This window comes from Streptomyces sp. x-19 (assembly GCF_046549115.1).
In the GTDB taxonomy this organism is placed as follows: Bacteria; Actinomycetota; Actinomycetes; order Streptomycetales; family Streptomycetaceae; genus Streptomyces; species Streptomyces albulus_C.
Genome location: NZ_JAJPWK010000012.1, coordinates 1 through 18,821, shown reverse-complemented (window position 1 = coordinate 18,821; position 18,821 = coordinate 1). Strand labels below are relative to the sequence as shown.

Genomic DNA, 18,821 nt, shown 5'->3' with positions numbered 1-18,821 from the left:
GGTCAGCCGCCGTGCGCGGTGAGGGTGTAGCCCTCCGGGCCCTCGAAGGAGAACATCGGCCCGAACGGGCTGCTGGCCATCGGGGTGAGGATCGTGACGCCGGCGGCGACGAGTTGGTCGTGGAGCCGGTGGGCGTCGGGGGTCCGGAACCAGAGCACCACGCCGAGGCCGGGGCGTGCGGCGTCGGCGAGGTCGACTCCCGGGAGGAGCGCGCGGACGGCGAACGGGGTCGGCCGGGTGTCGAAGACGACCGCGTGCGGCGGCGAGACCGCGGCCCTGCGCAGACCCAGGTGCTGCTCGCAGAAGGCTGCGGCGGCGTCCACGTCACGGACCTGCAGGGCGACGAAATCGGGGCCGTCGAGGGCAACAGACACGGGTACTTCCTCCCTTTGAATGTCAAAACTTTGACATGAGAGAGGTTAGGGAACCCCGGGGCGACATGTCAAAATGCTGACATGAACGAGAGGACGCCCACCGGGCCGCCGCACCCCGCGGACGACGTCACCCACCACGTCGGATACCTGATCAAACGGGCCCAGGCCGCCCTGCGCGCCGCCATGGACAAGGTCCTGCGCGCACACGGGCTCACCGTGCCCCAGTACTCCACCCTCGAACTCCTTGCCCTGCACCCCGGCCTGTCCAACGCCGACCTCGCCCGCGCGACCTTCGTCACCCGGCAATCCGGGAACGTCGTCCTGCGCGGCCTCCAGGAGGCGGGCCTGATCACCCGCCCCGCCACCGCCGACCACGGCCGTGCCCGCCCCACCCACCTCACGGAGGAGGGCCACCGGCGCCTGGCCGCGGTCCAGGAGGCCGTCTACGCCGTCGAGCAGCGGATGGTCGACGCGATCCCGCCGCAGCGCCTGCCCGCGCTCCTCACCGACCTCGAACGCCTGGCGTCGGCCCTGGAGGAATGACCCGGCGCCCCGGTGCGGGCGGCCCGGTCGGCCGCCCACGACAGGTCACCTCCCGTACACCCGGGCGGTGTTGGGTTCCGGTGCCGGGCGGTGGTGCGCCGCCGGACCCGCGGCGAAGGCCCGGAGCAGGTTCTCCGTGGTGCGGGTGACGAAGGCTCCGGTGCGACGGTCCAGGCCGTGGTTGCGGCCGTTGTCCCGGGTGCCCGCCATGAGGGCCTCGACCCAGCGCATGGTGCCGGTGGCGAAGACCCCGGCACCGCCCGGGACGGTGTAGTAGGCGGAGTCGGCGTGGCTGGCGCGGCCCCGGCAGACCAGCGGGGAGTGCGCGACGATCTGGAGGGCGGCGGGCGTGGGGGCGGCCGGCGTGACCCGGTCGTACTCCACGCCGACCAGGTGCGGGAAGGCGTCGCCGGCCCGGACACCGGTGCCCTCGAAGAGCCAGTGGTCGGCGCCGTGCACGACGTAGGGCGCGTCCGTCGGGTAGCCCTCGTAGAAGACGCCGGTCAGGGACGACTCCGGGTCGGCGGCGGGCGGCGCGCGGAAGTCGTGGGTGGGCGGGTCGCGGCGGACGGCGAACCCGGGGTCGTCCCGGTAGGCGGTCTTGTAGCAGGTCACGGTGCGCAACGGACCGGCCGGGCCGGCGTCCAGGCGGACCCGCCGGAAGCACGCGTTGGCGCCGAGGAAGGCGAGGTTGGTCCCGCCGTCGCGGGCCCGGGTGACGTGGTCGCGCTGCTGCGGCGTCCAGTACTCGTCGTGGCCGAGGGAGAGCACGGCGGTGGCGCCGCGCAGCGCGCCCGGGTCGGCGTGGACGTCCACCGAGGTGGTGTAGGCCAGCGGCAGGCCCAGGCGCTCAGCCAGCACCACCAGGGCCCGCTCGTACACCAGGAACTTCTCGGCGCCGGTGGCGTCATAGGGGCGGTCGAAGCTGACCGCGAGGGAGCGGGTGGCGTAGGCGCCGTCCCGGCCCTCGTAGAGGCTGTGGCCGCCCCAGGTGTTGTACGCCTGCCAGGTCGTCACCGCGTGCATCAGGACGGTGCGCCCCGCGGCGCCGGTCGAGCGGACGACCAGTGGGACGTAGCGCTGGTGGCCGTGGTCGGCGTCGAGGCGCAGCAGGTAGGCGCCGGGCGGCCAGCCGGTGGTGCGGACGGTGGCGGTGCGCGGCCAACCGGCCTCCACGGTGCGGGTGTCGGCGAGCAGTCGCGGGGCGGGGCCGCGCCGGCCGGCGAGCCGGTCCGAACGCCACACCAGCCGGGCCTGGGCACCGCCGTACCAGCCGACCCGGTACGCGCGGACGCGGAAGCCGGGTGCGGTGGTGGAGACGTGCAGGCCGAACTCCTCACCGGGCGCCACGCTCACCCGGTCCGCATAGCCCTCGATCGCGTCCGGGGGGCCGGTGGCGGTCAGGCGCCAGTCCGGGTTGCCGGGGCGGGTGCGCTCGGCGGCGAGCGGGTCGGCGGGCCGGTGGCCTCCGGGGGCGCCGCCCGGGGAGTCGCAGCCGGCCAGGCCGGTGGCGAGGGCCGCGAGCCCGGTGGCGGCGCCGAGGAAGTGCCGGCGGTCCAGGCCGGTGCCCGACCCGTCCGCCGGGGGCCGCTGCCCCGCGTCGTGCGCCGCGCCGTCCGCCATCGGCCCGCTCCCGTCGTCGCGTTCCCGGTCGTCCCGGTGGCCGCGGGCGCGGGCGCACCCTCGGGTGGCCGGACGCCGCGGGGCGCCACCGCGGGGCGGCGGCCGGTCGGTGTGCCGCCCCAGGACGATCCTGCGCCCGGCGGCGCGGCGCGACGACCGCAGCGGGCCCGAACGCGGGTACCGGCCCCGGACGCGGAAGTCCGGCCGTCCCCGGGGACGGCCGGGCTCGGCCCACCGCTCGGCCGGCGGCTCACGCGGGCTGCGGCATCTCGTTCTTGAGGGACTTGCGGAGTTGTTCGCGCAGTTCGGGGCTGTCCGTGTGGCCGTGCACGGAGATCGCGTGCGCGGTGGCGGCGCGGAGCACCTCGTCCTCCTCGCCGATGAGGACGAGGCTGCACCTCGTCTCGCTCGGGTGGTCCCGGCAGTCGATCATCTTGCGCATCGCCCACCACCTCCTCCTCTTCAGTGTCGGCCGCCCCCGCCCGCCCGGCGCCGCGCGTACGGGGAACCACGTATGGCGCGCCGACCGGGCGAGCTGGTGGAGTGGAGACGCACGGCAGTGTGGCGAGGAGGTGACGGCCATGGCGGTGTCCGCCCCGGCCGCACCGGGCGCCGCCGGGAACGGCGGAACCACCCGGGAGGACCGGGTGGACGCGTTCCTGGAACGGGTCATCGCCGACGGCGGGGCCGCGGTCGCCGGCCTGTGCACCTCCCTCGGCGACCGGCTCGGGCTGTACCGGGCGATGGCCGGCGCCGGCCCGCTGACCGCCGCGCAGCTCGCCGCCCGCACCGGACTGGTCGAGCGGTACGTCCGGGAGTGGCTGGCGGCCCAGGTGGCCGGCGAGTACGTGACGTACGCGCCGGAGCGCGGCACCTACCAGCTGCCGGACGCGCACGCCGCGGTCCTCGCGGACCCCGCGCTCGCCAGCTACGCGGCCGGCTTCTTCACCGTGCTCCAGGCGGTGTACGCCACCGAGGACAGCCTGATGGAGGCGTTCCGCACCGGTGCGGGCATCGGTTGGGAGGAGCACGGGCCGGCGCTGTTCGAGGGCACCGCGAAGTTCTTCCGCCCCGGCTACACGGCGGCGCTGGTGCCGGAGTGGTTGGCCGCGCTGGACGGCGTGGTGGAGAAGCTGGAGCACGGCGGCACGGTGGCGGACGTCGGGTGCGGCTACGGCTACTCGACGGCCCTGATGGCGCGGGCGTTCCCCAACTCCCGCTTCACCGGCTACGACTTCCACCGCCCGTCGGTCGAGGCGGCCCGCGGCGTCGCGGCCGAACAGGGCGTGGCCGACCGGGTGTCCTTCGAGGTGGCGGCCGCCGACGACTTCCCCGGCGCGGACTTCGACCTGATCACGTACTTCGACTGCCTGCACGACATCGGCGACCCGGGGGCCGCGCTGCGGCACGCCGCGCACGCCCTGGCCGAGGGCGGCACCTGCATGATCGTCGAGCCGAACGCCTCCGCGCGCGACGAGGAGAACGCCACCCCGGTGGGGCGGGTGCTGACCGCCGCCTCGGTGGCCGTGTGCCTGCCCTCCGCGCTGGCCCAGCACGGTCCGCAGGCACTGGGGAACCACGCGGGTGAAGGGGCCCTGCGGGACCTCGCCGACGCGGCCGGGTTGCACCACTGGCGGCTGGCGACGCAGAGCCCGGTCAACCGCGTCTATGCCGTCGGGCGCTAACCGCGCCCGACGCCCCCGGCCGGTCTTCCCCCGGCCGGCCGGGTGGCCCCGCTCCGGACGGCTCCCGCACGTCCCGGGAGCCGTCCGCACGGCCTTGACCGGGGTCGGGCGGCTCGGCACGCTGGACGTATGAGCGCGGCCGCGGAGGTCGGCCTGCGGCGCATCCTCTCCGTCGTGGACCTGCTGATCGACGCCGTGGACGAGGACACCCTGGTTCCGGCGCTGCTCCCGCTGCTGCTCGGCGCGCTGCCCGGCGACAGCGTCATCTGGTCGCCCCGGCCGGACCCGGCCCATCCGCTGCGCACCCTCCCGGACGACCTGCTGAGCCGGGACGTGCTGGACGCCTTCGACCGCGGGTGGCGGTGCGACTCCTTCGTCCGGCACACCCGGATCGGCAGCGGCACCCCCCTGCTGCGCTCGGCCCTGCAGACCACCGGCGAGTTCCACGCGCTGCCCTTCTACGCCGACGTCTACCGGTCGTTCGGCGCCGAACGGCAGCTGGCGATGTCGTTCCCCGCGGGGTACGTCGCCGGTGTGCCGCGGCGGGTCTCGGTGGTGGTCAGCCGCGACCGGCACGGCAGCGAGTTCAGCGACGCCGACCTGGCCGCGGCCGGTCTGCTGCGCACCCGCCTCAGCCGGGTCCTGGGCCGCCTCGCCCCGCCCGCGCCGGCCTCGGCCAGGGAACTGGTCACCGACCGCGAATCGGCCGTGCTGGGACTGCTCGCCGACGGCCTGACGAACCAACAGATCGCGCACCGGCTCGCGATCAGCCCGCGGACCGTCGACAAGCACCTGGAGCACGCCTACGCCAAGCTGCGGGTGGCCGGCCGGGTCGCGGCGGCCAACGCCTGGCTGCGCCGGGAGGCCGGGCCCCCGGAACGCGGACCCCACGCCCCGGCCTGAGCCGTCCGTCGGGACGCATGGGCACTTACGTCGGCGGCCAGGCGGGCCGGCGCCCGGGCCGCCCCGGTGGCGGGCGGCGGTGCGGGCTGCCCGGTCGCGGCCCGGCCCCCGGCGTCAGGGGCCGACCGGGCCCGGATCGAGCAGCCCCAGCGTCATCCACTGGTCCGGGGAGGTCAGCGGCCGGAAGCCGACCTTGGCGTAGACGCCGTGCGCGTCCTTGGTGGCGAGGGTGATCCGGGCCAGCCCGTGCGGGGCCAGGTGTGCGGCGACCGCCTCCACCAGGGCGCTGCCCAACCCCTTGCCGCGGTCGTCGCGGCAGACGTAGACGTCGCAGAGCCAGGCGAAGGTGACGTAGTCGGTGACGATCCGGGCGTAGGCCACCTGGCGCCCCGAACCGGACTCGTACAGGCCGAAGTTGAGCGAGCCGGCGAGGGCGCGGTCGTGGTGTGCGCGGGTGCGGCCGAGCGCCCAGTAGGAGTCGGTGGCGAGCCAGTGGTGGACCAGGTCGGAGTCGAGCCGGTCCGGGTCGGTGGAGACCTCGTAGCCGTCGAGGGCGCGGGCAGTCATGCCGGGAGCCTGGCAGACGGCGCGGGCCCGAGTCGAACGGGTTGCCGGGCCGGGCCCGCCCCGCCCGGATCAGGCCACCGGGACGCCCAGTTCGTCGCAGGCGACCCGGAGGCGGCGGGCCCCCTCGGCCAACTCGCCGGCGCCGGCGGCCGAGGCGAAGCTCAGCCGGAGGTGGGCGGCCGGCGGCTCCGCCGGGAAGTAGGGGCGGCCGGCCGCCACCGCCACGCCGGCCCGCAGCGCGGCGCCGGTCAGCGCCGCCTCGTCGGTGCCGGCCGGCAACCGCAGCCACAGGTGGTAGCCGCCGAGGGGCGTGTGCCGCTCGGGCCCCGCGACGTCCAGTGCAGGCAGCTCGCGCCGCAGCGCGGTCCGCAGGGCCTGCCGGCGCACGGCCAACTCCCCCGCTATCAGCCGCAGGTGGCGGGTCCAGGCGGGCGACCCGACGAGTTCGAGCGCGGCTTCCTGGAGGGGTCCGGGGACGAAGAAGCTGTCGACGACCTGGATGGCGTGGAGCCGGTCGAGCACCGGGCCGCGGGCCGCCAGGGCGCCCACCCGCAGGCTCGGCGAGGTGGCCTTGGTCAGCGAGCGGACGTGGACCACGGTGCCGTCGGGGTCGTCGGCGATAAGGGTGGGCGGCAGCGGGGGCGCGTCGGCGTGGCCCAGCAGCCGGGCGAAGTCGTCCTCGACCACGAAGGCGCCGGCGGCGCGGGCCACCCGCAGCACCTCCCGGCGGCGTTCGGCGGCCAGCACCGTGCCGGACGGGTTCTGGAACAGCGGCTGACAGACGAACAGTCGGGCGCCGCTGGCCCGGAAGGCGTCGGCGAGCAGGTCGGTGCGGACCCCGTCGGCGTCCACCGGGACCGGGACCGGGCGCAGTCCGGAGGCGCGGGCGACGGCCAGCATCCCGGGGTAGGTCGGCGACTCGACGAGGACCGGGGCGCCGGGCGCGGCGAGGGCGCGCACGGCGGCGGTCAGGGCGCTCTGGCCGCCCGCGGTGATCAGGACGTCGCTGGCCGCGAGCGAACCGCCGGGGCCGCCGATCTCCCGGGCGAACCAGGCCCGCAGCTCCGACACGCCGCCCACCGGCGGGCGGCTCCAGGCACCGGGCCGCCGGCCGGCCCGGGCCAGCGCGGCGGCCAGGGCGCGCTCGGGCTGGAGGGTGGGGTGCAGATAGCCGCCGTTGAGCTCGATGACGCCGGGTGCCGGGGTGGCGAGGGTGGCCAGCACGCCGGTGGCGTCGACGCTGCGCGGCACCTGGTCGCCGGCCGGTTCGGCGCTCAGGGCGATCTCCTGCCAGGAGGTGTCCGCCGGCCGCGGTGCCGCGCGGCGCGGCTCGGCGCGGAACGCCCCGGCGCCGGGGCGGGTGACGACCAGTCCTTCGGCGACCAGTTCGGCCAGCGCCCGGGAGACCGTCACCGGGCTGACCCGGTGCCGCTCGATCAGGGCGCGACTTGACGGCAACTTCTCCCCTGGCGAGTAGCGCTTCAGCTCTTCTCGCAGGGTCGCGGCCAATTCGGCCCCACTGCTACGCTCATGCATGAGAGCAAACGATAGCGCTATCGCCACCGCACCGATAGCGGTCACCACCCCGGCCCCCTCCGCGCCCCTCCCGGCGCGACCGGGCGGCGCGTCCGGCTCCGGCGCCCTGCTCGCCGCGCTCGGCGTCGCCACCTTCTCCCTGACCTTCCCGGCGACGGCCTGGGCACTGGAGGGCATGGGCCCCTGGACGGTGGTGATGCTGCGCAGCGTGCTGGCCGCCGCACTGGCCGGCGCCTGCCTGGCGGCCTGCCGGGTCCGGGTGCCCGAGCGCCGTCACTGGGCCGGGATCGCGGTGGTGGCGGGCGGCGTCGTCCTGGGCTTCCCGCTGTTGACCACCCTCGCGCTCCAGACCTCCACCACCTCGCACGCCGCCGTGGTCATCGGACTGTTGCCGCTGGCCACCGCGGCGTTCTCCGCCGTGCGCACCGGAGCCCGGCCCTCGCGCGCCTTCTGGGGCGCCGCACTGGTCGGCGCGGCGGCCGTCCTCGCCTTCGCGGTGCAGCAGAGCGGCGGCGCCCTGGGCACCGGTGACCTGTTCCTGTTCGCGGCGCTGTTGGTGTGCGCGGCCGGCTACGCCGAGGGCGGCCGGCTGGCCCGCCACCTGCCGGGGTGGCAGGTGATCGGCTGGGCGCTGGTGCTGGCACTGCCGGTGACGGTGCCGGGCGCCGCCTGGGCGCTGGCGACCGAGCCGCTGCACCTGACCGGTCACGCGGTGGCCGGCGTGCTGTGGTTGGCGATCGGCTCCACCTTCCTCGGGATGGTTGTCTGGTACCGCGGGATGGCCGCCATCGGCGTCTCCAGGGCCAGCCAAGTCCAGCTCGCTCAGCCGCTGTTGACCCTGGTCTGGTCGGTGGTGCTGCTCGGCGAACGCCTGCCGCCGGCCGCGCCCGTGACGGCGCTGGCGGTCCTGGCGTGCATCGTGGTCACCCAGCGGGCCCGGGCGTGACGGCCGCGGGCCCGGACGGCGGTCCGGGCCCGGGGCGGTCCGGCTCCCCGGGTGCGCCCCGGGCCCGCGGACATAAACTGGCGGCGATGGCAGTAGTGCCGTCCGGGCCGTTCGGCGGGCCCGCAATCCGTTGGCCGTCCCACCGCCCGGCCGTCGCGCGCGTCGGCCGCCCCGGTAGGCGGCCGCCCGAGGCGGGAGGAGCCCAGATGCACGCGAGCAAGGGCGACCGGCTGCTGATGCACGGCAGAACCGTCGGTCACGGCGACCACATGGTCGAGATCGTGGAGGTGCTGGGGACCAACGGCGAACCGCCCTACCGCATCCGCGCCGAGGACGGCCACGAGACGATCATGTGGCCCGGCCCGGACTGCGTCGTCCAGCACCCCAGGTCCAAGGAACCCCACACCATCCGCTGACGACCCCACGGCGGTGGCGGAGCGCCCGTGTGGCGGCCCGCCCCCGCCGCGGCACGCGCGGCGGGACCGTCACGGCCGGGCCGCGGCACCCCCGTAGTGGTCCTCCACGACCCGGGCCAGCGCCCCCAGCGGGTCCCTGACCACGTCCTTGGTCGAGAAGTAGACGTGCCCGCCGACCTGCGGGTACCGCCGGGCGAAGGCGACGTGCCGGGAGAGTTCGGCCGGATCCCGCCACGCTTCGGGCTGCGCGGTGCGGCCCGCCTTGTACAGCGCCTCGCCGATGTAGAGGTCCACCCGGGTGCCCGCCACGGTCCGGGCCCACCACGGCACCAGCTCCGCGTAGTCGGCGGCGGCGAACCCCAGCGGCCAGTACACCTGCGGCACGATGTAGTCGAGCCAGCCCTCCCGCACCCAGCGCCGGGTGTCGGCGTAGAGGTCGTCGTAGGTCTGCACCCCGGCCTGGGTCCGCGAGCCGTGCGGATCGGTGGCGGCGTTGCGCCAGACCGCGAACGGGCTGACGCCGAACCGCACCCGCCGGCCGGTGCGCGCGATGCCCTCCCGCATCTCGCGGATCAGCAGGTTGATGTTGTCCCGCCGCCAGTCGCCGCGGTTGGCGAAATCAGCGCCGTACGCCTCGTAGGCCGCGTCGTCGTGGAACGCCTGGCCGGCGACGGGGTACGGGTAGAAGTAGTCGTCGAAGTGCACCCCGTCGACGGGGTAGCGGCGCACCGCGTCCAGCATCGCGTCCCGGACGAAGCGGCGGACCTCGGGCAGCCCGGGGTTGTAGTAGAGCTTGCCGCCGTACGGCAGGACCCAGCCCGGGTGCCGGCGGGCCGGGTGCTCGGGCGCCAGCCGGCCCGGGTCGGTGTGGTTGGCGACCCGGTACGGGTTGAACCACGCGTGCAGTTCCAGGCCGCGCCGGTGGGCCTCGCGGAGCGCGAACTCCAGCGGGTCCCAGCCCGGATCGCGGCCCTGGACGCCGGTCAGGCACTCCGCCCAGGGCTCGTACGGCGACGGCCACAGCGCGTCGGCCGTCGGCCGCACCTGGAAGAACACCGCGTTCAACCGCCGCTCGACCGCCGTGTCGAAGAGCGCGGCCAGCTCCCGCTGCTGGGCGGCGCGGTCCGGGCCGGGCCGGGACGGCCAGTCCAGGTGGGCCACCGTCGCCAACCACATCCCGCGCAGCTCGCGCCCTGCCGGGGTGCCGGCGCCCGCCCGGGCACCCGCGCCCAGCAGCAACGAGCCGGCACCCAGTGCCGCCGCGCCGAACCCGCGGCGTGTGATACCTCGCATGAAAAGCCCCCATCTTGTCCGTTATGTCCCGTGTGGCAGCCTCAGAATGCCCGCCCCGACGCCGTCCTCCCAGCACCTCGCGGAGTAACGTCGGGGGCGAGGCGGGCGTCGGACCCTTACGGCGTACCGCCGGTCCTGAAGATCAGCGAAAGGCACGAGGTGACGGACTCATTCGCCGACATTGCACGCGTCGGAGTGGTCGGCTGCGGCCAGATGGGCGCTGGCATCGCCGAGGTGTGCGCCCGCGCCGGGCTGGACGTCAAGGTCGCGGAGACCACCGGCGAGGCATTGGAACTGGGGCGCACCCGCCTGACCAACTCGCTCGGCAAGGCCGCCGAACGCGGCAAGATGACCGTGGCCGAGCGGGATGCGACCCTCGGTCGGCTCAGCTTCACCACCGACCTCGGCGAGTTCGCCGACCGTGACCTCGTCATCGAGGCCGTGGTGGAGAACGAACAGGTCAAGACCGAGATCTTCCAGGTGCTCGACCAGGTGGTGGTGCACCCGGACGCGATCCTGGCCTCCAACACCTCGTCCATCCCCCTGGTGAAGCTGGCGGTCGCCACCTCCCGGCCCGACAAGGTCATCGGCATCCACTTCTTCAACCCGGCGCCGGTGCAGAAGCTCGTCGAGCTGATCCCGGCCCTCACCACCGGCGAGGAGACCCTCAAGCGCGCCGAGGCGCTCGTCCAGAACGTCCTCGGCAAGCACGCCATCCGCGCCCAGGACCGCTCGGGCTTCGTGGTGAACGCCCTGCTCATCCCGTACCTGCTCTCCGCGATCCGGATGTTCGAGTCCGGCATGGCCAGCCGCGAGGACATCGACAACGGCATGGAACTGGGCTGCGCCCACCCGATGGGCCCGCTCAAGCTCTCCGACCTGATCGGCCTGGACACCGTCGCCTCGGTCGCCGCCTCCATGTACGAGGAGTACAAGGAGCCGCTGTACGCCGCTCCCCCGCTGCTGCAGCGGATGGTGGACGCGGGGCGGCTCGGTCGCAAGAGCGGGTCGGGGTTCTACTCGTACTGAGACGTTTGAGAAGTCCGTCAACTGGTGCTGTTCCAGAGGAAGTTCACCCGGAACAGCGCCAGTGGCGGCGTGGCGGGCGAGTGGCTCCCTCAGCCCCGCCGCGCCCTCGTCCACGCCGTTGGGCAAGGCTGACGGAGTCCTCGAGGGGAAACGCCCCAGCGAGCGTCGTCGACGAGTAGAAAGCCAGCCCCGACCTGGGACTTTGCGTCTTTCAGAGCTGTCGGCCCCTTTCCCGCTTACTCAGCGAAAAGTCCCTGGAAAGTCCCTGGGGCAGAGCTGAAAGTCCCTGAAAATCCCTGGGATGTCCCCGTTGCGGAGCGTCCCGACCTGCGTTTCGAGCACTGCGTCGGGCGGGCGATGGACGGCGGCAGTAGTTCGCCCTCTCGCCTGAGGCCCCCCTCATGGGCACGATGCCCGGACCGAACTGACGTCCTTCGAGCGACTGAGTACCGGTCTGATGGTGATGGGCAGGTTCGGGCTGGTGCTATCGCAATCACCGCAAGGTGCTGCCCTACACCACGCCCGTCGGCCACGGCGCCCTCTCCCTTCTCGCCGTCTTCGACGTCTAGGCGCGAACGACGACTGACTGCTACGCCTGCCAGCCTGCTTGTGCGGCTTCTCCACGCGCCTGCCCTTGCCCTGGGCCACCACGACGGTGCCGTTTGACCAAAACATCCACGTCCGTGTCCAGCGCTGCCTACTCTGATCACCAACCGGCGGTAACAGAGACGGCGGCGAGAACGTAGCACAACAGGGGTGCAGAATATGGGACTTATCGCAGTACCGCTGACCGATGGGGACAAAGAGCCCACGGTGTTTGAAACCGACATCGAGCTCGTCGGCTCAGATCTTGAACTTGCAGCAGGAGATGCTGGCGTGGTGGCCCGGGCACGCGTGTCCTTGGACGATGCCATGGCTCAGGTCCGGCCGACACTTACCCGAGTGGTTGACACGTTGCGGGAACTAGGCCCTGATGAGGCCGAGGTCGAGTTTGGGCTCAAGATCGGCGGTGACACCTCGGTGATCATCGCGAAGGGAACAGCCGAAGTGAATTTCGCTGTTCGACTCAAGTGGGCTCGCACGGTGGACGCCAGCTAAAGCCAGTGTCAACGCCGCGAGAAGGGTTCATCGTCAAGGTCCGGCAGAGCGCGAGTGAGCAAGCCGCTGGCGTCGGCTATGTCGTCGGCGAGAAGCACATTGTGACGTGCGCTCACGTAGTGAACGTGGCGCTGCGCCGGGACAAGGCCACCACAGCCCGCCCCCATGCCGATGCACGTGTCCAGGTTGAGTTCGTACTGCTCGGCGATGCTGAGGGTGCGCCGTTACGGAACTGCCGCATCGACGCCTGGGATCCGCCGGCAGTCGGTGGGGAATCTGGGCGTGATACTGCCGGCTTGGTGATGGTTGGTGGTGAGCCGTTGCCCGCCGGCGCCGGCGCAGCACGGCTCCTGGACGCTCCTGCAAGTCGCGCCGGCGAAGCCGACGTCTTTGGCTATCCCACCACTCCTTCGCGACCGGCAACCGGCGCCTGGAGCAGTTGCGTGCTCCGTGGGGCTGTTGGTGGCGGCATGATCCAGCTGGATAGGGAATCAGAGTCAGCATTACGAGTGCAGCCCGGCTACAGCGGCGCTCCTGTCGTAATTCGGGACCAGTGGGGCGATGCAGTTGTAGCCATGCTCGCAGTGGCCAGCCGCGTCGAGACTGCCGGCGATGCATACGCCGTACCGGCAGCGGAGGTCGCAGCGGCCTGGCCGCAGGCCCTTGGCCGCAGCATGCTTCCCGCCTGCCCCTACCGCGGCCTACATGCCTTCACCCCCGCAGACGCAGAAGCAGGTCTCTTTGTCGGGCGGGAAAATGAAGTGTCCCGCCTGCACGAGATGGTCAAAGCACAACCTTTGGCCCTGGTGACGGGTCCATCTGGAGTGGGGAAAACGTCCCTTGTAGCAGCCGGCTTGAAGCCCGCACTGCAAGCCGAGGGGTGGCGAGTAGTCACGTTCCGACCCGGCTCGTCTCCGTTCCATGCGGCTGCGCGTGCACTGTTGGAGGCCGAAGGTTCCGGACGTGACCGCGTAAAGGACCTCGATAGCACTGCGGAGAATTTGCGCGAAGGGGGGTTCTGGCGCGTTGCGGCCAAGACTGCTCTCGTGTCAAATCAGCGACTCATTCTTGTAGCTGACCAGTTTGAAGAAGTTCTAAGTTCCACACACGGGAAGACAGAAGAAGCATTACATTTTCTACAAAAATTCCTTCCCTCTCAGGACTGTCCCCACGCTCCGGACGTGCGCCTGGTGTGCACTCTGCGATCCGATTTTCTTCCCACCTTGCTAAACCTTCCCGACATCGGATCACGCCTTCAGGACCGGCAACTCAACGTCTCACCTCTGGACAAGGTCGCCATGACCCGAGTGATCGTCGAGCCAGCACGGATGACGGGAGTTACCTTCGCCGAAGGACTGCCCGATATGATTGCGACTGAGGCAAGCAGGGGTCCTGGCGGTCTACCACTCTTGGAATTCGCCTTAACTGAACTTTGGCCGCAGCAAAGCCAGCACCACGTCACTTATGACAGCTATCATCGCGTAGGCGGTGTCACAGGGGCCCTGAACCGGCATGCCGAGCAAGCCTTCTCCTCACTGACGCGACATCTGGAAGAGGACCGCATCCGGCGTGTACTGCTGTCGATGGTGAGAGCACGCAGCGGGGCTGCAAACGCAGTGCGCGCCACGGCGTATCAAGCTCACCTTCAGCACGACTGGCAGGTCGCTCAACAATTGGCTGCCCCAGAACACCGCCTCGTCGTGCTGGGGTCGCACGGTCCGGGTACCGCTGAAATCGCCCATGAGGCGCTCATTCGCGAGTGGCGAAGGCTCACCAACTGGGTAGACGCCGATGCAGACTTCCAGAGGTGGCTATCGCTTGTGGAGGAAAGAGCTGCTGAAGGTGACCTTCTTTCGGCTCAACGTGTAGCCGAGGCTCAAGGTTGGCTGAGTGAGCGCCCTCAAGACATCCCAGCCAATGTGGCTTCCTTGATTGATGAGAGTCACCAACAGGTAGTAGCGCAGGAGAAAACCGAGTCGTTGCTCGTTCAGTCACTGGAGTTGACTCAACAACTGAGGGACCGCTCTTTAGAGCTAGAGAAGCGTCAAAACGCACTGGAAGAATCAAACACCGAGCTGGAGGAAAAAGCAGAACAACTACGTGCACAGAACAGGAGAATCGAAGTTGTCAATCAAGAAATCGAGGAGGCGCGGGAGACCTTACAGGAGCGCAGTGAGCAACTCGTCGTAGCCATGCGCAACAAGACTGAATTCGTGGCGAACATGTCCCACGAGATGCGCACCCCGCTCAACTCACTGCTTATTCTTTCCCGACTACTGGCCGAAAACGCTGAGGGGCATCTTTCTCCGAAGCAGGTAGAATTCGCTGAAACCATCCACGGCGCAGGGTGCGATCTGCTCCAGATTATCAACGATATTCTGGATCTGTCGCAAGTGGAAGCGGGAAGAATGGATGTATTCCCTACCAAAATCGCCCTAGTGCAGCTCACCGATTACATCGAGGCGATATTTCGACCACTAACCACGGAGAAGGGACTCGACTTCTTCGTACGTGTGTCCCCGACCGTGCCCCCAGTGCTGCATACCGACGAAAGACGGCTGCTGCAGGTCCTTCGAAACTTGCTATCCAACGCAGTGAAGTTCACCGACGAAGGCGCCATCGATTTAGTTATTCGGCCGGCTGGAGCGGATGTCCCCGTGGCTATCCGCGAGCGATTGCTGGAGTGGGGTTCATTGCCATCCCCAGATGCTAACCTACTCGCCTTCTCCGTAGCTGACACTGGAATCGGCATAGATCCAAGCAAGTTAGGTGTCATCTTCGAAGCCTTCAAACAGGCAGATGGGACCACTAGTCGCCGGTACGGCGGTACCGGCTTGGGTCTTTCCATCAGCAAGGACGTTGCACGGCTGCTGGGCGGTGAGGTCCACGCCACAAGTGAGCCCAACCGCGGCTCCACCTTCACTTTGTATCTTCCTTTGCCTCAGGCGCTGACGAACAGCTAAACGGCAGAACTTCCTTGTGGCGGAGACCCAGTACTCCTCCTGCCATCGCGGCCTCCTGTGCTGCGCGCGCCTGCGGAGGAACGGAGTCGAGGACCAGCACCAGATGGCAGGTCCCGTGACCGTGAGGGTGGCCCCGCCCTAGGCTTCGCCCCTGTCTCACGGCTGTGGACGTGAAGATCCACAGTGCCGCTCGGTTGCCCGTCCGCTGGCGATCACAGACAGCAGCTCGATGGCACCGATGATCGCAGCCGGCCGGTGGAAACGGCTGCTCGCAGCGTGCCCTCGGCCGACGAGTAACACTTGTCCTCCCGGCGCCCAGTGAGTGCTGCGTGTGCCCGCTGTCGCAGGGGCGACCATAGCGGCATTGGGTTCATCCAAGGGAGGAGTCTCCGTGCGCCGTGCATTGATCGTCGTCGATGTGCAGAAGGACTTCTGCGAGGGCGGCAATGTTCCGGTGAAGGGCGGCGCGGACAGGGCCACCGCCATCACCGGCCTGGCTGGGCACGCCGATGGGAGCTACGCGTACATCGTCGCCACCCGCGACCACCACATCGACCCCGGGGCCCGCTTCTCCAAGCACCCTGACTTCGAGAACTCCTTCCCCGTGCACTGCGTCGTCGACAGTGAAGGAAGCCAGTTCCATCCGAACTTCGAGCCCGCCGTCGACTCCGGGGCCGTCGACGAAGTCTTCTACAAGGGGGCGCACTCCGCATCAAAGAGCGGCTTCGAGGGCTCGGCCCAGGACGGCACCTCACTGGCCGACTGGCTGCGTACACGTGACATCAGCGATCTCGACGTCGTCGGGATCGCCACCGACCACTGCGTGAAGGCCACCGCGCTGGACGGCGTACGAGCAGGCTTCGCAGTTCGGGTCCTGCTCGACTACACGGCCGGCGTTGCCGCCGACACCACCAGCACCGCGATCAGCGAGCTGCGCCAGGCGGGTGTGATGCTGAGCGGCGAGCCCGTCGTCCTCGCTTGAGGCAGCCGCCACTTCCACCGAGGGATCTTTTAGGGTCTGTGCGGAGTTTGGATCACTGGGTTGGTTGGTCCCGGCTCAGGAGGGCGGTCGGCTCCGGTGTCAGGTGTGCTGGCGGGGCGTGGAAGAATTCGCCGAATTGGTGCGCGAGTGCAGTGGTCAAGCGGTCTCGGGCGCGGGTCAACTGCTCGATGCGCTGGCTGAGGTCGGCCACTCGATGGATGGTGACTTCGGCGACCGGGCAGTTGCCCGGCCCGCCTTCACTGGCCGTTGCGGAGGTCCTGACCCCGGACGGTGGCTTGATGTCGAGGACGTGAACGAAGGCCCGTACGTCTCCGATCGTCAGGCCCGCGTCCAGCAACTCGCGAATGGCTCGCAACCGCTCGATGTCATGCTGGCCGTAGTCGCGATGACCCGACGGCGTACGCCGCGCTGTGAGCAATCCCCGTTGCTCGTAGTAGCGCAGCGCCCGCGGGGTGAGGCCCGAGGCCGCCGCCGCATCACCGATACGCATCCTTGTTTCCCTTCGGGCCCGGGTTCAGAGCTCTACGAGCACTGCTCCCACATGACGTCCTTCGATCAACTCACACAACGCTCTCGGTGCTTGATCAATGCCCGACAGCCGGGTGTGCGGGAAGGTGAGGGTGCCCTCGTGCAGCCCACGGCTGAACGCCCGGAACCATTCGGGGATCGCGTCCAGGTGATCGCTGCCGGACATGCCGCGCACGGTGATGCCCCGCAGGATGAGGGCGCCGGTGTCGATCTCGACCGGTGCGCTCAGGCTGCCGGACATCTGGCCGGACAGCGTGCCGACGAGAGCGACGCGGCCGCCGCGGCGGGCGACGGCCAGCGCGGCCCTTAGTTGTTCTCCGCCGACGTTGTCGAAGACCGCGTCAATACCGGCAGGAGCCGCCTCGCGCAGTTGGTCTTCGATCGGGCCCGCATCGCGGGTGACGACGGCGTCGTAGCCAAGTTCCTCGACCAAGTACCGGCCCTTGCGGCGGGAGCTGGTACTGCCGATGATCCTCGTCGCGCCCCTCAGACGGGCGAACTGCCCGGCCAGGGAGCCGACTCCACCGGCCGCAGCGGTGACGAACACCGTGTCTCCGGCCCGTACCTCGGCTCCCCGCACGACCCCCAGCCATGCGGTCAGCCCCTGTGACAGATGGGCCGCGGCATCCGGCAACGACTCGGGGTCGATGCGCTGCGCGTCTGTCTCGTCGACGAGTGCGTACTCGCGCCAGCCGCCGTTGTGGGTGATGAGGTCGCCGGGTTTGAAGTCGGTGCCCGGTGCGGCGATCACCACGCCGATGGCCGGTCCTGCCAGGACGTCGCCCGGCTCGTAGGGTGGCATCGGCAGATCGGTGGCGCCGCGCACAAGGGTGTCCATGACCGCAGCGACGCTCATCATCTGGTTCCGCACGAGCACTGTGCCGGGGACCGCCGCGGGCACGGGAACCTCGGCCATGCGGAAGTGGCCGGTGCGGAGAGGGCCTTGCGGACGTGCGGCCAGGCGCACCTCCCGATGGGTGGCAGGGACAGCAGTCGTCATCCAGACTCCTCGACGAGAAGGCGGGCAAAACCCGCAGGGCGCGGCCGGCTCCACAGGGCCGACGCACAACATCCCGACGACGTTAAAAGTTGACGCATACGTCAAGTGCAAGCTCCCGTCCGGCCCCGGCAGGGGGTACAGCGGGGCGTCGAGTCGGGTGGCGCACAGGCTGTGTCACAAGTGGAGTCCCGTCCACCGGCATTGCCATGTGAACCACCGCACGCTGATGTGCTCCATCGCCTTGGACGGGGCCTCCACCATCACCATGCTGCGCCGTCTCGGCGTTCATGACGCTGGTGGCTTAAGGGCCTGTACGGAACCGTGATCAGCTGAAGGGGACGCAGGCTGCGGAGCCAGATGATCGCGCCGCGGAGGTGGAGTGCTGCGAGGTAGCTCTCGGGAGTCTTGTCGTAGCGGGTGGCGATACCGCGCCACGCTTTCAGTTTGCTGATCAGGCGCTCGACGATGTTGCGGTCCCGGTAGAGCTCGGCGTCGTAGGCGGCGGGCCGTCCTCCGCGGCGGCCCTTCTTCTTACGGTTGGCGGCCTGGTCGGCCTTCTCCGGGATGACCGCCTTGATCCCGCGGGTGCGCAGGTGGGTGCGGTTGTGGCGGGAGGAGTACGCCTTATCGCCGGCGACCGCGTCGGGACGGGTGCGCGGTCGACCCACCGGGCCGTGCACCTTGATGCCCCGCAGGACGGGGACGAACTGCGGGCTGTCGGCGGCCTGCCCGGGGGTGAGCACGAAGGACAGCGGACGGCAGCGTCGTTCGGCCGCCAGGTGCACCTTGCTGGTCAACCCGCCCCGCGAACGCCCCAGAGCAGCGGCCTTCAGCCGCGCGCGGCGCCTCCGACGGACCCGGCGCGGCTCGGCACGGGCGGGGCCGGCCACGGCGGCGTCCTCCGCACCTTCTTGATGGTTTTGTCCTATCCTGCGGCCCCCCTTGAGTGCTCGTTGGCTTCCTCCAGGGCGGCCAGGACGTCCTCACTCACCCGTGCGCCCGCCGCGTCGTGATGCGCACGCACAACCGTGGAGTCCAGGCTGACCAGTGACAGGTCCACCTGCCCGCGCCGGGCGGCCTCCGTGATCAGCGCCTCCATCAGGGCCTGGAACACCCCAGCATCACGCCACTGGCGGAACCGGTCGTAGACCGTTGACCAGGACCCAAACTCCTCCGGCATCTCCCGCCACTAGTAGTGCTTGGTCAGGTTCACTCGCCGGTGGCGTGTCCGTTTGATCGGGTGTGTCGTTGACTGGGTGTGCTGGGTGGGGAGTTGGCCGCGGTCCGGTGTGATCTGGAGGACTTCGCGGCGGA

At 70.6% G+C, this 18,821-nt stretch carries 16 protein-coding genes and 3 pseudogenes; 10 read left to right on the top strand and 9 right to left on the bottom strand.

Going from position 1 to position 18,821, the window contains the following annotated elements:
* Positions 1 to 2: 2 nt before the first annotated feature.
* A complete protein-coding gene (locus ACLJT4_RS24865) occupies positions 3 to 374 on the bottom strand; it encodes a VOC family protein (protein WP_411125343.1) in 372 nt (123 codons plus the stop codon).
* Between the two features lie 81 nt (positions 375 to 455).
* Here ACLJT4_RS24865 and ACLJT4_RS24860 point away from each other — a divergent pair, with 81 nt between their 5' ends.
* Entirely contained in the window at positions 456 to 917 is a 462-nt protein-coding gene (locus ACLJT4_RS24860; RefSeq protein ID WP_411125341.1) for a MarR family winged helix-turn-helix transcriptional regulator, read from the top strand.
* A 45-nt stretch (positions 918 to 962) separates the two neighbouring features.
* On the opposite strand, the gene ACLJT4_RS24855 is transcribed toward ACLJT4_RS24860, so the two are convergent.
* Both ACLJT4_RS24855 and ACLJT4_RS24850 read right to left on the bottom strand, forming a co-directional pair.
* Positions 963 to 2,540, bottom strand: a complete 1,578-nt coding sequence (locus ACLJT4_RS24855) for a N,N-dimethylformamidase beta subunit family domain-containing protein (RefSeq protein WP_411125339.1) — start codon at positions 2,538 to 2,540, stop codon at positions 963 to 965.
* 250 nt (positions 2,541 to 2,790) lie between these two features.
* Positions 2,791 to 2,982, bottom strand: coding sequence for a DUF1059 domain-containing protein (locus tag ACLJT4_RS24850; protein WP_233657984.1), 192 nt, complete (start codon positions 2,980 to 2,982; stop codon positions 2,791 to 2,793).
* Positions 2,983 to 3,121: 139 nt separating this feature from the next.
* On the opposite strand from ACLJT4_RS24850, the gene ACLJT4_RS24845 reads away from it, so the two are divergent.
* Positions 3,122 to 4,225, top strand: a complete 1,104-nt coding sequence (locus ACLJT4_RS24845; RefSeq protein ID WP_411125337.1) for a class I SAM-dependent methyltransferase — start codon at positions 3,122 to 3,124, stop codon at positions 4,223 to 4,225.
* A 129-nt stretch (positions 4,226 to 4,354) separates the two neighbouring features.
* A complete protein-coding gene (locus ACLJT4_RS24840; RefSeq protein WP_411125335.1) occupies positions 4,355 to 5,128 on the top strand; it encodes a helix-turn-helix domain-containing protein in 774 nt (257 codons plus the stop codon).
* 114 nt (positions 5,129 to 5,242) lie between these two features.
* On the opposite strand, the gene ACLJT4_RS24835 is transcribed toward ACLJT4_RS24840, so the two are convergent.
* On the bottom strand, positions 5,243 to 5,695 hold the full coding sequence (locus tag ACLJT4_RS24835; RefSeq protein WP_411125333.1) for a GNAT family N-acetyltransferase: 453 nt from the start codon (positions 5,693 to 5,695) through the stop codon (positions 5,243 to 5,245).
* 69 nt (positions 5,696 to 5,764) lie between these two features.
* Complete coding sequence (locus tag ACLJT4_RS24830) at positions 5,765 to 7,231, bottom strand: PLP-dependent aminotransferase family protein (protein WP_411125331.1); 1,467 nt, start codon at positions 7,229 to 7,231, stop codon at positions 5,765 to 5,767.
* Here ACLJT4_RS24830 and ACLJT4_RS24825 point away from each other — a divergent pair.
* On the top strand, positions 7,230 to 8,177 hold the full coding sequence (locus ACLJT4_RS24825) for a DMT family transporter (RefSeq protein ID WP_411125329.1): 948 nt from the start codon (positions 7,230 to 7,232) through the stop codon (positions 8,175 to 8,177). The two genes, ACLJT4_RS24830 and ACLJT4_RS24825, sit on opposite strands and share 2 nt — an antisense overlap.
* 206 nt (positions 8,178 to 8,383) lie before the next feature.
* The gene (locus tag ACLJT4_RS24820; RefSeq protein ID WP_016578021.1) at positions 8,384 to 8,593 is read left to right on the top strand and encodes a DUF1918 domain-containing protein; all 210 of its coding nucleotides are present in this window, start codon (positions 8,384 to 8,386) and stop codon (positions 8,591 to 8,593) included.
* Between the two features lie 69 nt (positions 8,594 to 8,662).
* Here ACLJT4_RS24820 and ACLJT4_RS24815 read toward each other — a convergent pair whose 3' ends face one another.
* Entirely contained in the window at positions 8,663 to 9,886 is a 1,224-nt protein-coding gene (locus ACLJT4_RS24815; RefSeq protein WP_411125327.1) for a glycoside hydrolase family 10 protein, read from the bottom strand.
* A 159-nt stretch (positions 9,887 to 10,045) separates the two neighbouring features.
* On the opposite strand from ACLJT4_RS24815, the gene ACLJT4_RS24810 reads away from it, so the two are divergent.
* From ACLJT4_RS24810 to ACLJT4_RS24790, 5 genes and pseudogenes are all read left to right on the top strand, one after another.
* A complete protein-coding gene (locus ACLJT4_RS24810) occupies positions 10,046 to 10,915 on the top strand; it encodes a 3-hydroxybutyryl-CoA dehydrogenase (RefSeq protein WP_411125325.1) in 870 nt (289 codons plus the stop codon).
* An 813-nt stretch (positions 10,916 to 11,728) separates the two neighbouring features.
* Complete coding sequence (locus ACLJT4_RS24805; protein WP_411125323.1) at positions 11,729 to 12,013, top strand: CU044_2847 family protein; 285 nt, start codon at positions 11,729 to 11,731, stop codon at positions 12,011 to 12,013.
* Positions 11,986 to 13,839 (top strand): annotated as a pseudogene (locus tag ACLJT4_RS24800) (AAA family ATPase); the annotation flags it as partial. The gene ACLJT4_RS24805 and the pseudogene ACLJT4_RS24800, both read left to right, overlap by 28 nt.
* A gap of 138 nt (positions 13,840 to 13,977) precedes the next feature.
* A pseudogene (locus ACLJT4_RS24795) lies at positions 13,978 to 14,961 on the top strand (sensor histidine kinase); the annotation flags it as partial.
* 406 nt (positions 14,962 to 15,367) lie between these two features.
* Entirely contained in the window at positions 15,368 to 15,958 is a 591-nt protein-coding gene (locus tag ACLJT4_RS24790; protein WP_411125321.1) for an isochorismatase family protein, read from the top strand.
* Between the two features lie 52 nt (positions 15,959 to 16,010).
* On the opposite strand, the gene ACLJT4_RS24785 is transcribed toward ACLJT4_RS24790, so the two are convergent.
* From ACLJT4_RS24785 to ACLJT4_RS24775, 3 genes and pseudogenes are all read right to left on the bottom strand, one after another.
* Positions 16,011 to 16,469, bottom strand: a complete 459-nt coding sequence (locus tag ACLJT4_RS24785; RefSeq protein ID WP_411125319.1) for a MerR family transcriptional regulator — start codon at positions 16,467 to 16,469, stop codon at positions 16,011 to 16,013.
* Between the two features lie 24 nt (positions 16,470 to 16,493).
* Positions 16,494 to 17,507, bottom strand: coding sequence for an MDR family NADP-dependent oxidoreductase (locus ACLJT4_RS24780; RefSeq protein WP_411125646.1), 1,014 nt, complete (start codon positions 17,505 to 17,507; stop codon positions 16,494 to 16,496).
* A 341-nt stretch (positions 17,508 to 17,848) separates the two neighbouring features.
* Positions 17,849 to 18,696: pseudogene (locus ACLJT4_RS24775) on the bottom strand (IS5 family transposase); the annotation flags it as partial.
* Positions 18,697 to 18,821: the final 125 nt, after the last annotated feature.

Bases quoted from the DNA above. Each gene is read 5' to 3' on its own strand.
- ACLJT4_RS24860 (WP_411125341.1), top strand. From the start codon at position 456: ATGAACGAGAGGACGCCCACCGGGCCGCCGCACCCCGCGGACGACGTC.
- ACLJT4_RS24855 (WP_411125339.1), bottom strand. From the start codon at position 2,540: ATGGCGGACGGCGCGGCGCACGACGCGGGGCAGCGGCCCCCGGCGGAC.
- ACLJT4_RS24850 (WP_233657984.1), bottom strand. From the start codon at position 2,982: ATGCGCAAGATGATCGACTGCCGGGACCACCCGAGCGAGACGAGGTGC.
- ACLJT4_RS24845 (WP_411125337.1), top strand. From the start codon at position 3,122: ATGGCGGTGTCCGCCCCGGCCGCACCGGGCGCCGCCGGGAACGGCGGA.
- ACLJT4_RS24840 (WP_411125335.1), top strand. From the start codon at position 4,355: ATGAGCGCGGCCGCGGAGGTCGGCCTGCGGCGCATCCTCTCCGTCGTG.
- ACLJT4_RS24835 (WP_411125333.1), bottom strand. From the start codon at position 5,695: ATGACTGCCCGCGCCCTCGACGGCTACGAGGTCTCCACCGACCCGGAC.
- ACLJT4_RS24825 (WP_411125329.1), top strand. From the start codon at position 7,230: ATGAGAGCAAACGATAGCGCTATCGCCACCGCACCGATAGCGGTCACC.
- ACLJT4_RS24830 (WP_411125331.1), bottom strand. From the start codon at position 7,231: ATGCATGAGCGTAGCAGTGGGGCCGAATTGGCCGCGACCCTGCGAGAA.
- ACLJT4_RS24820 (WP_016578021.1), top strand. From the start codon at position 8,384: ATGCACGCGAGCAAGGGCGACCGGCTGCTGATGCACGGCAGAACCGTC.
- ACLJT4_RS24815 (WP_411125327.1), bottom strand. From the start codon at position 9,886: ATGCGAGGTATCACACGCCGCGGGTTCGGCGCGGCGGCACTGGGTGCC.
- ACLJT4_RS24785 (WP_411125319.1), bottom strand. From the start codon at position 16,469: ATGCGTATCGGTGATGCGGCGGCGGCCTCGGGCCTCACCCCGCGGGCG.
- ACLJT4_RS24780 (WP_411125646.1), bottom strand. From the start codon at position 17,507: ATGACGACTGCTGTCCCTGCCACCCATCGGGAGGTGCGCCTGGCCGCA.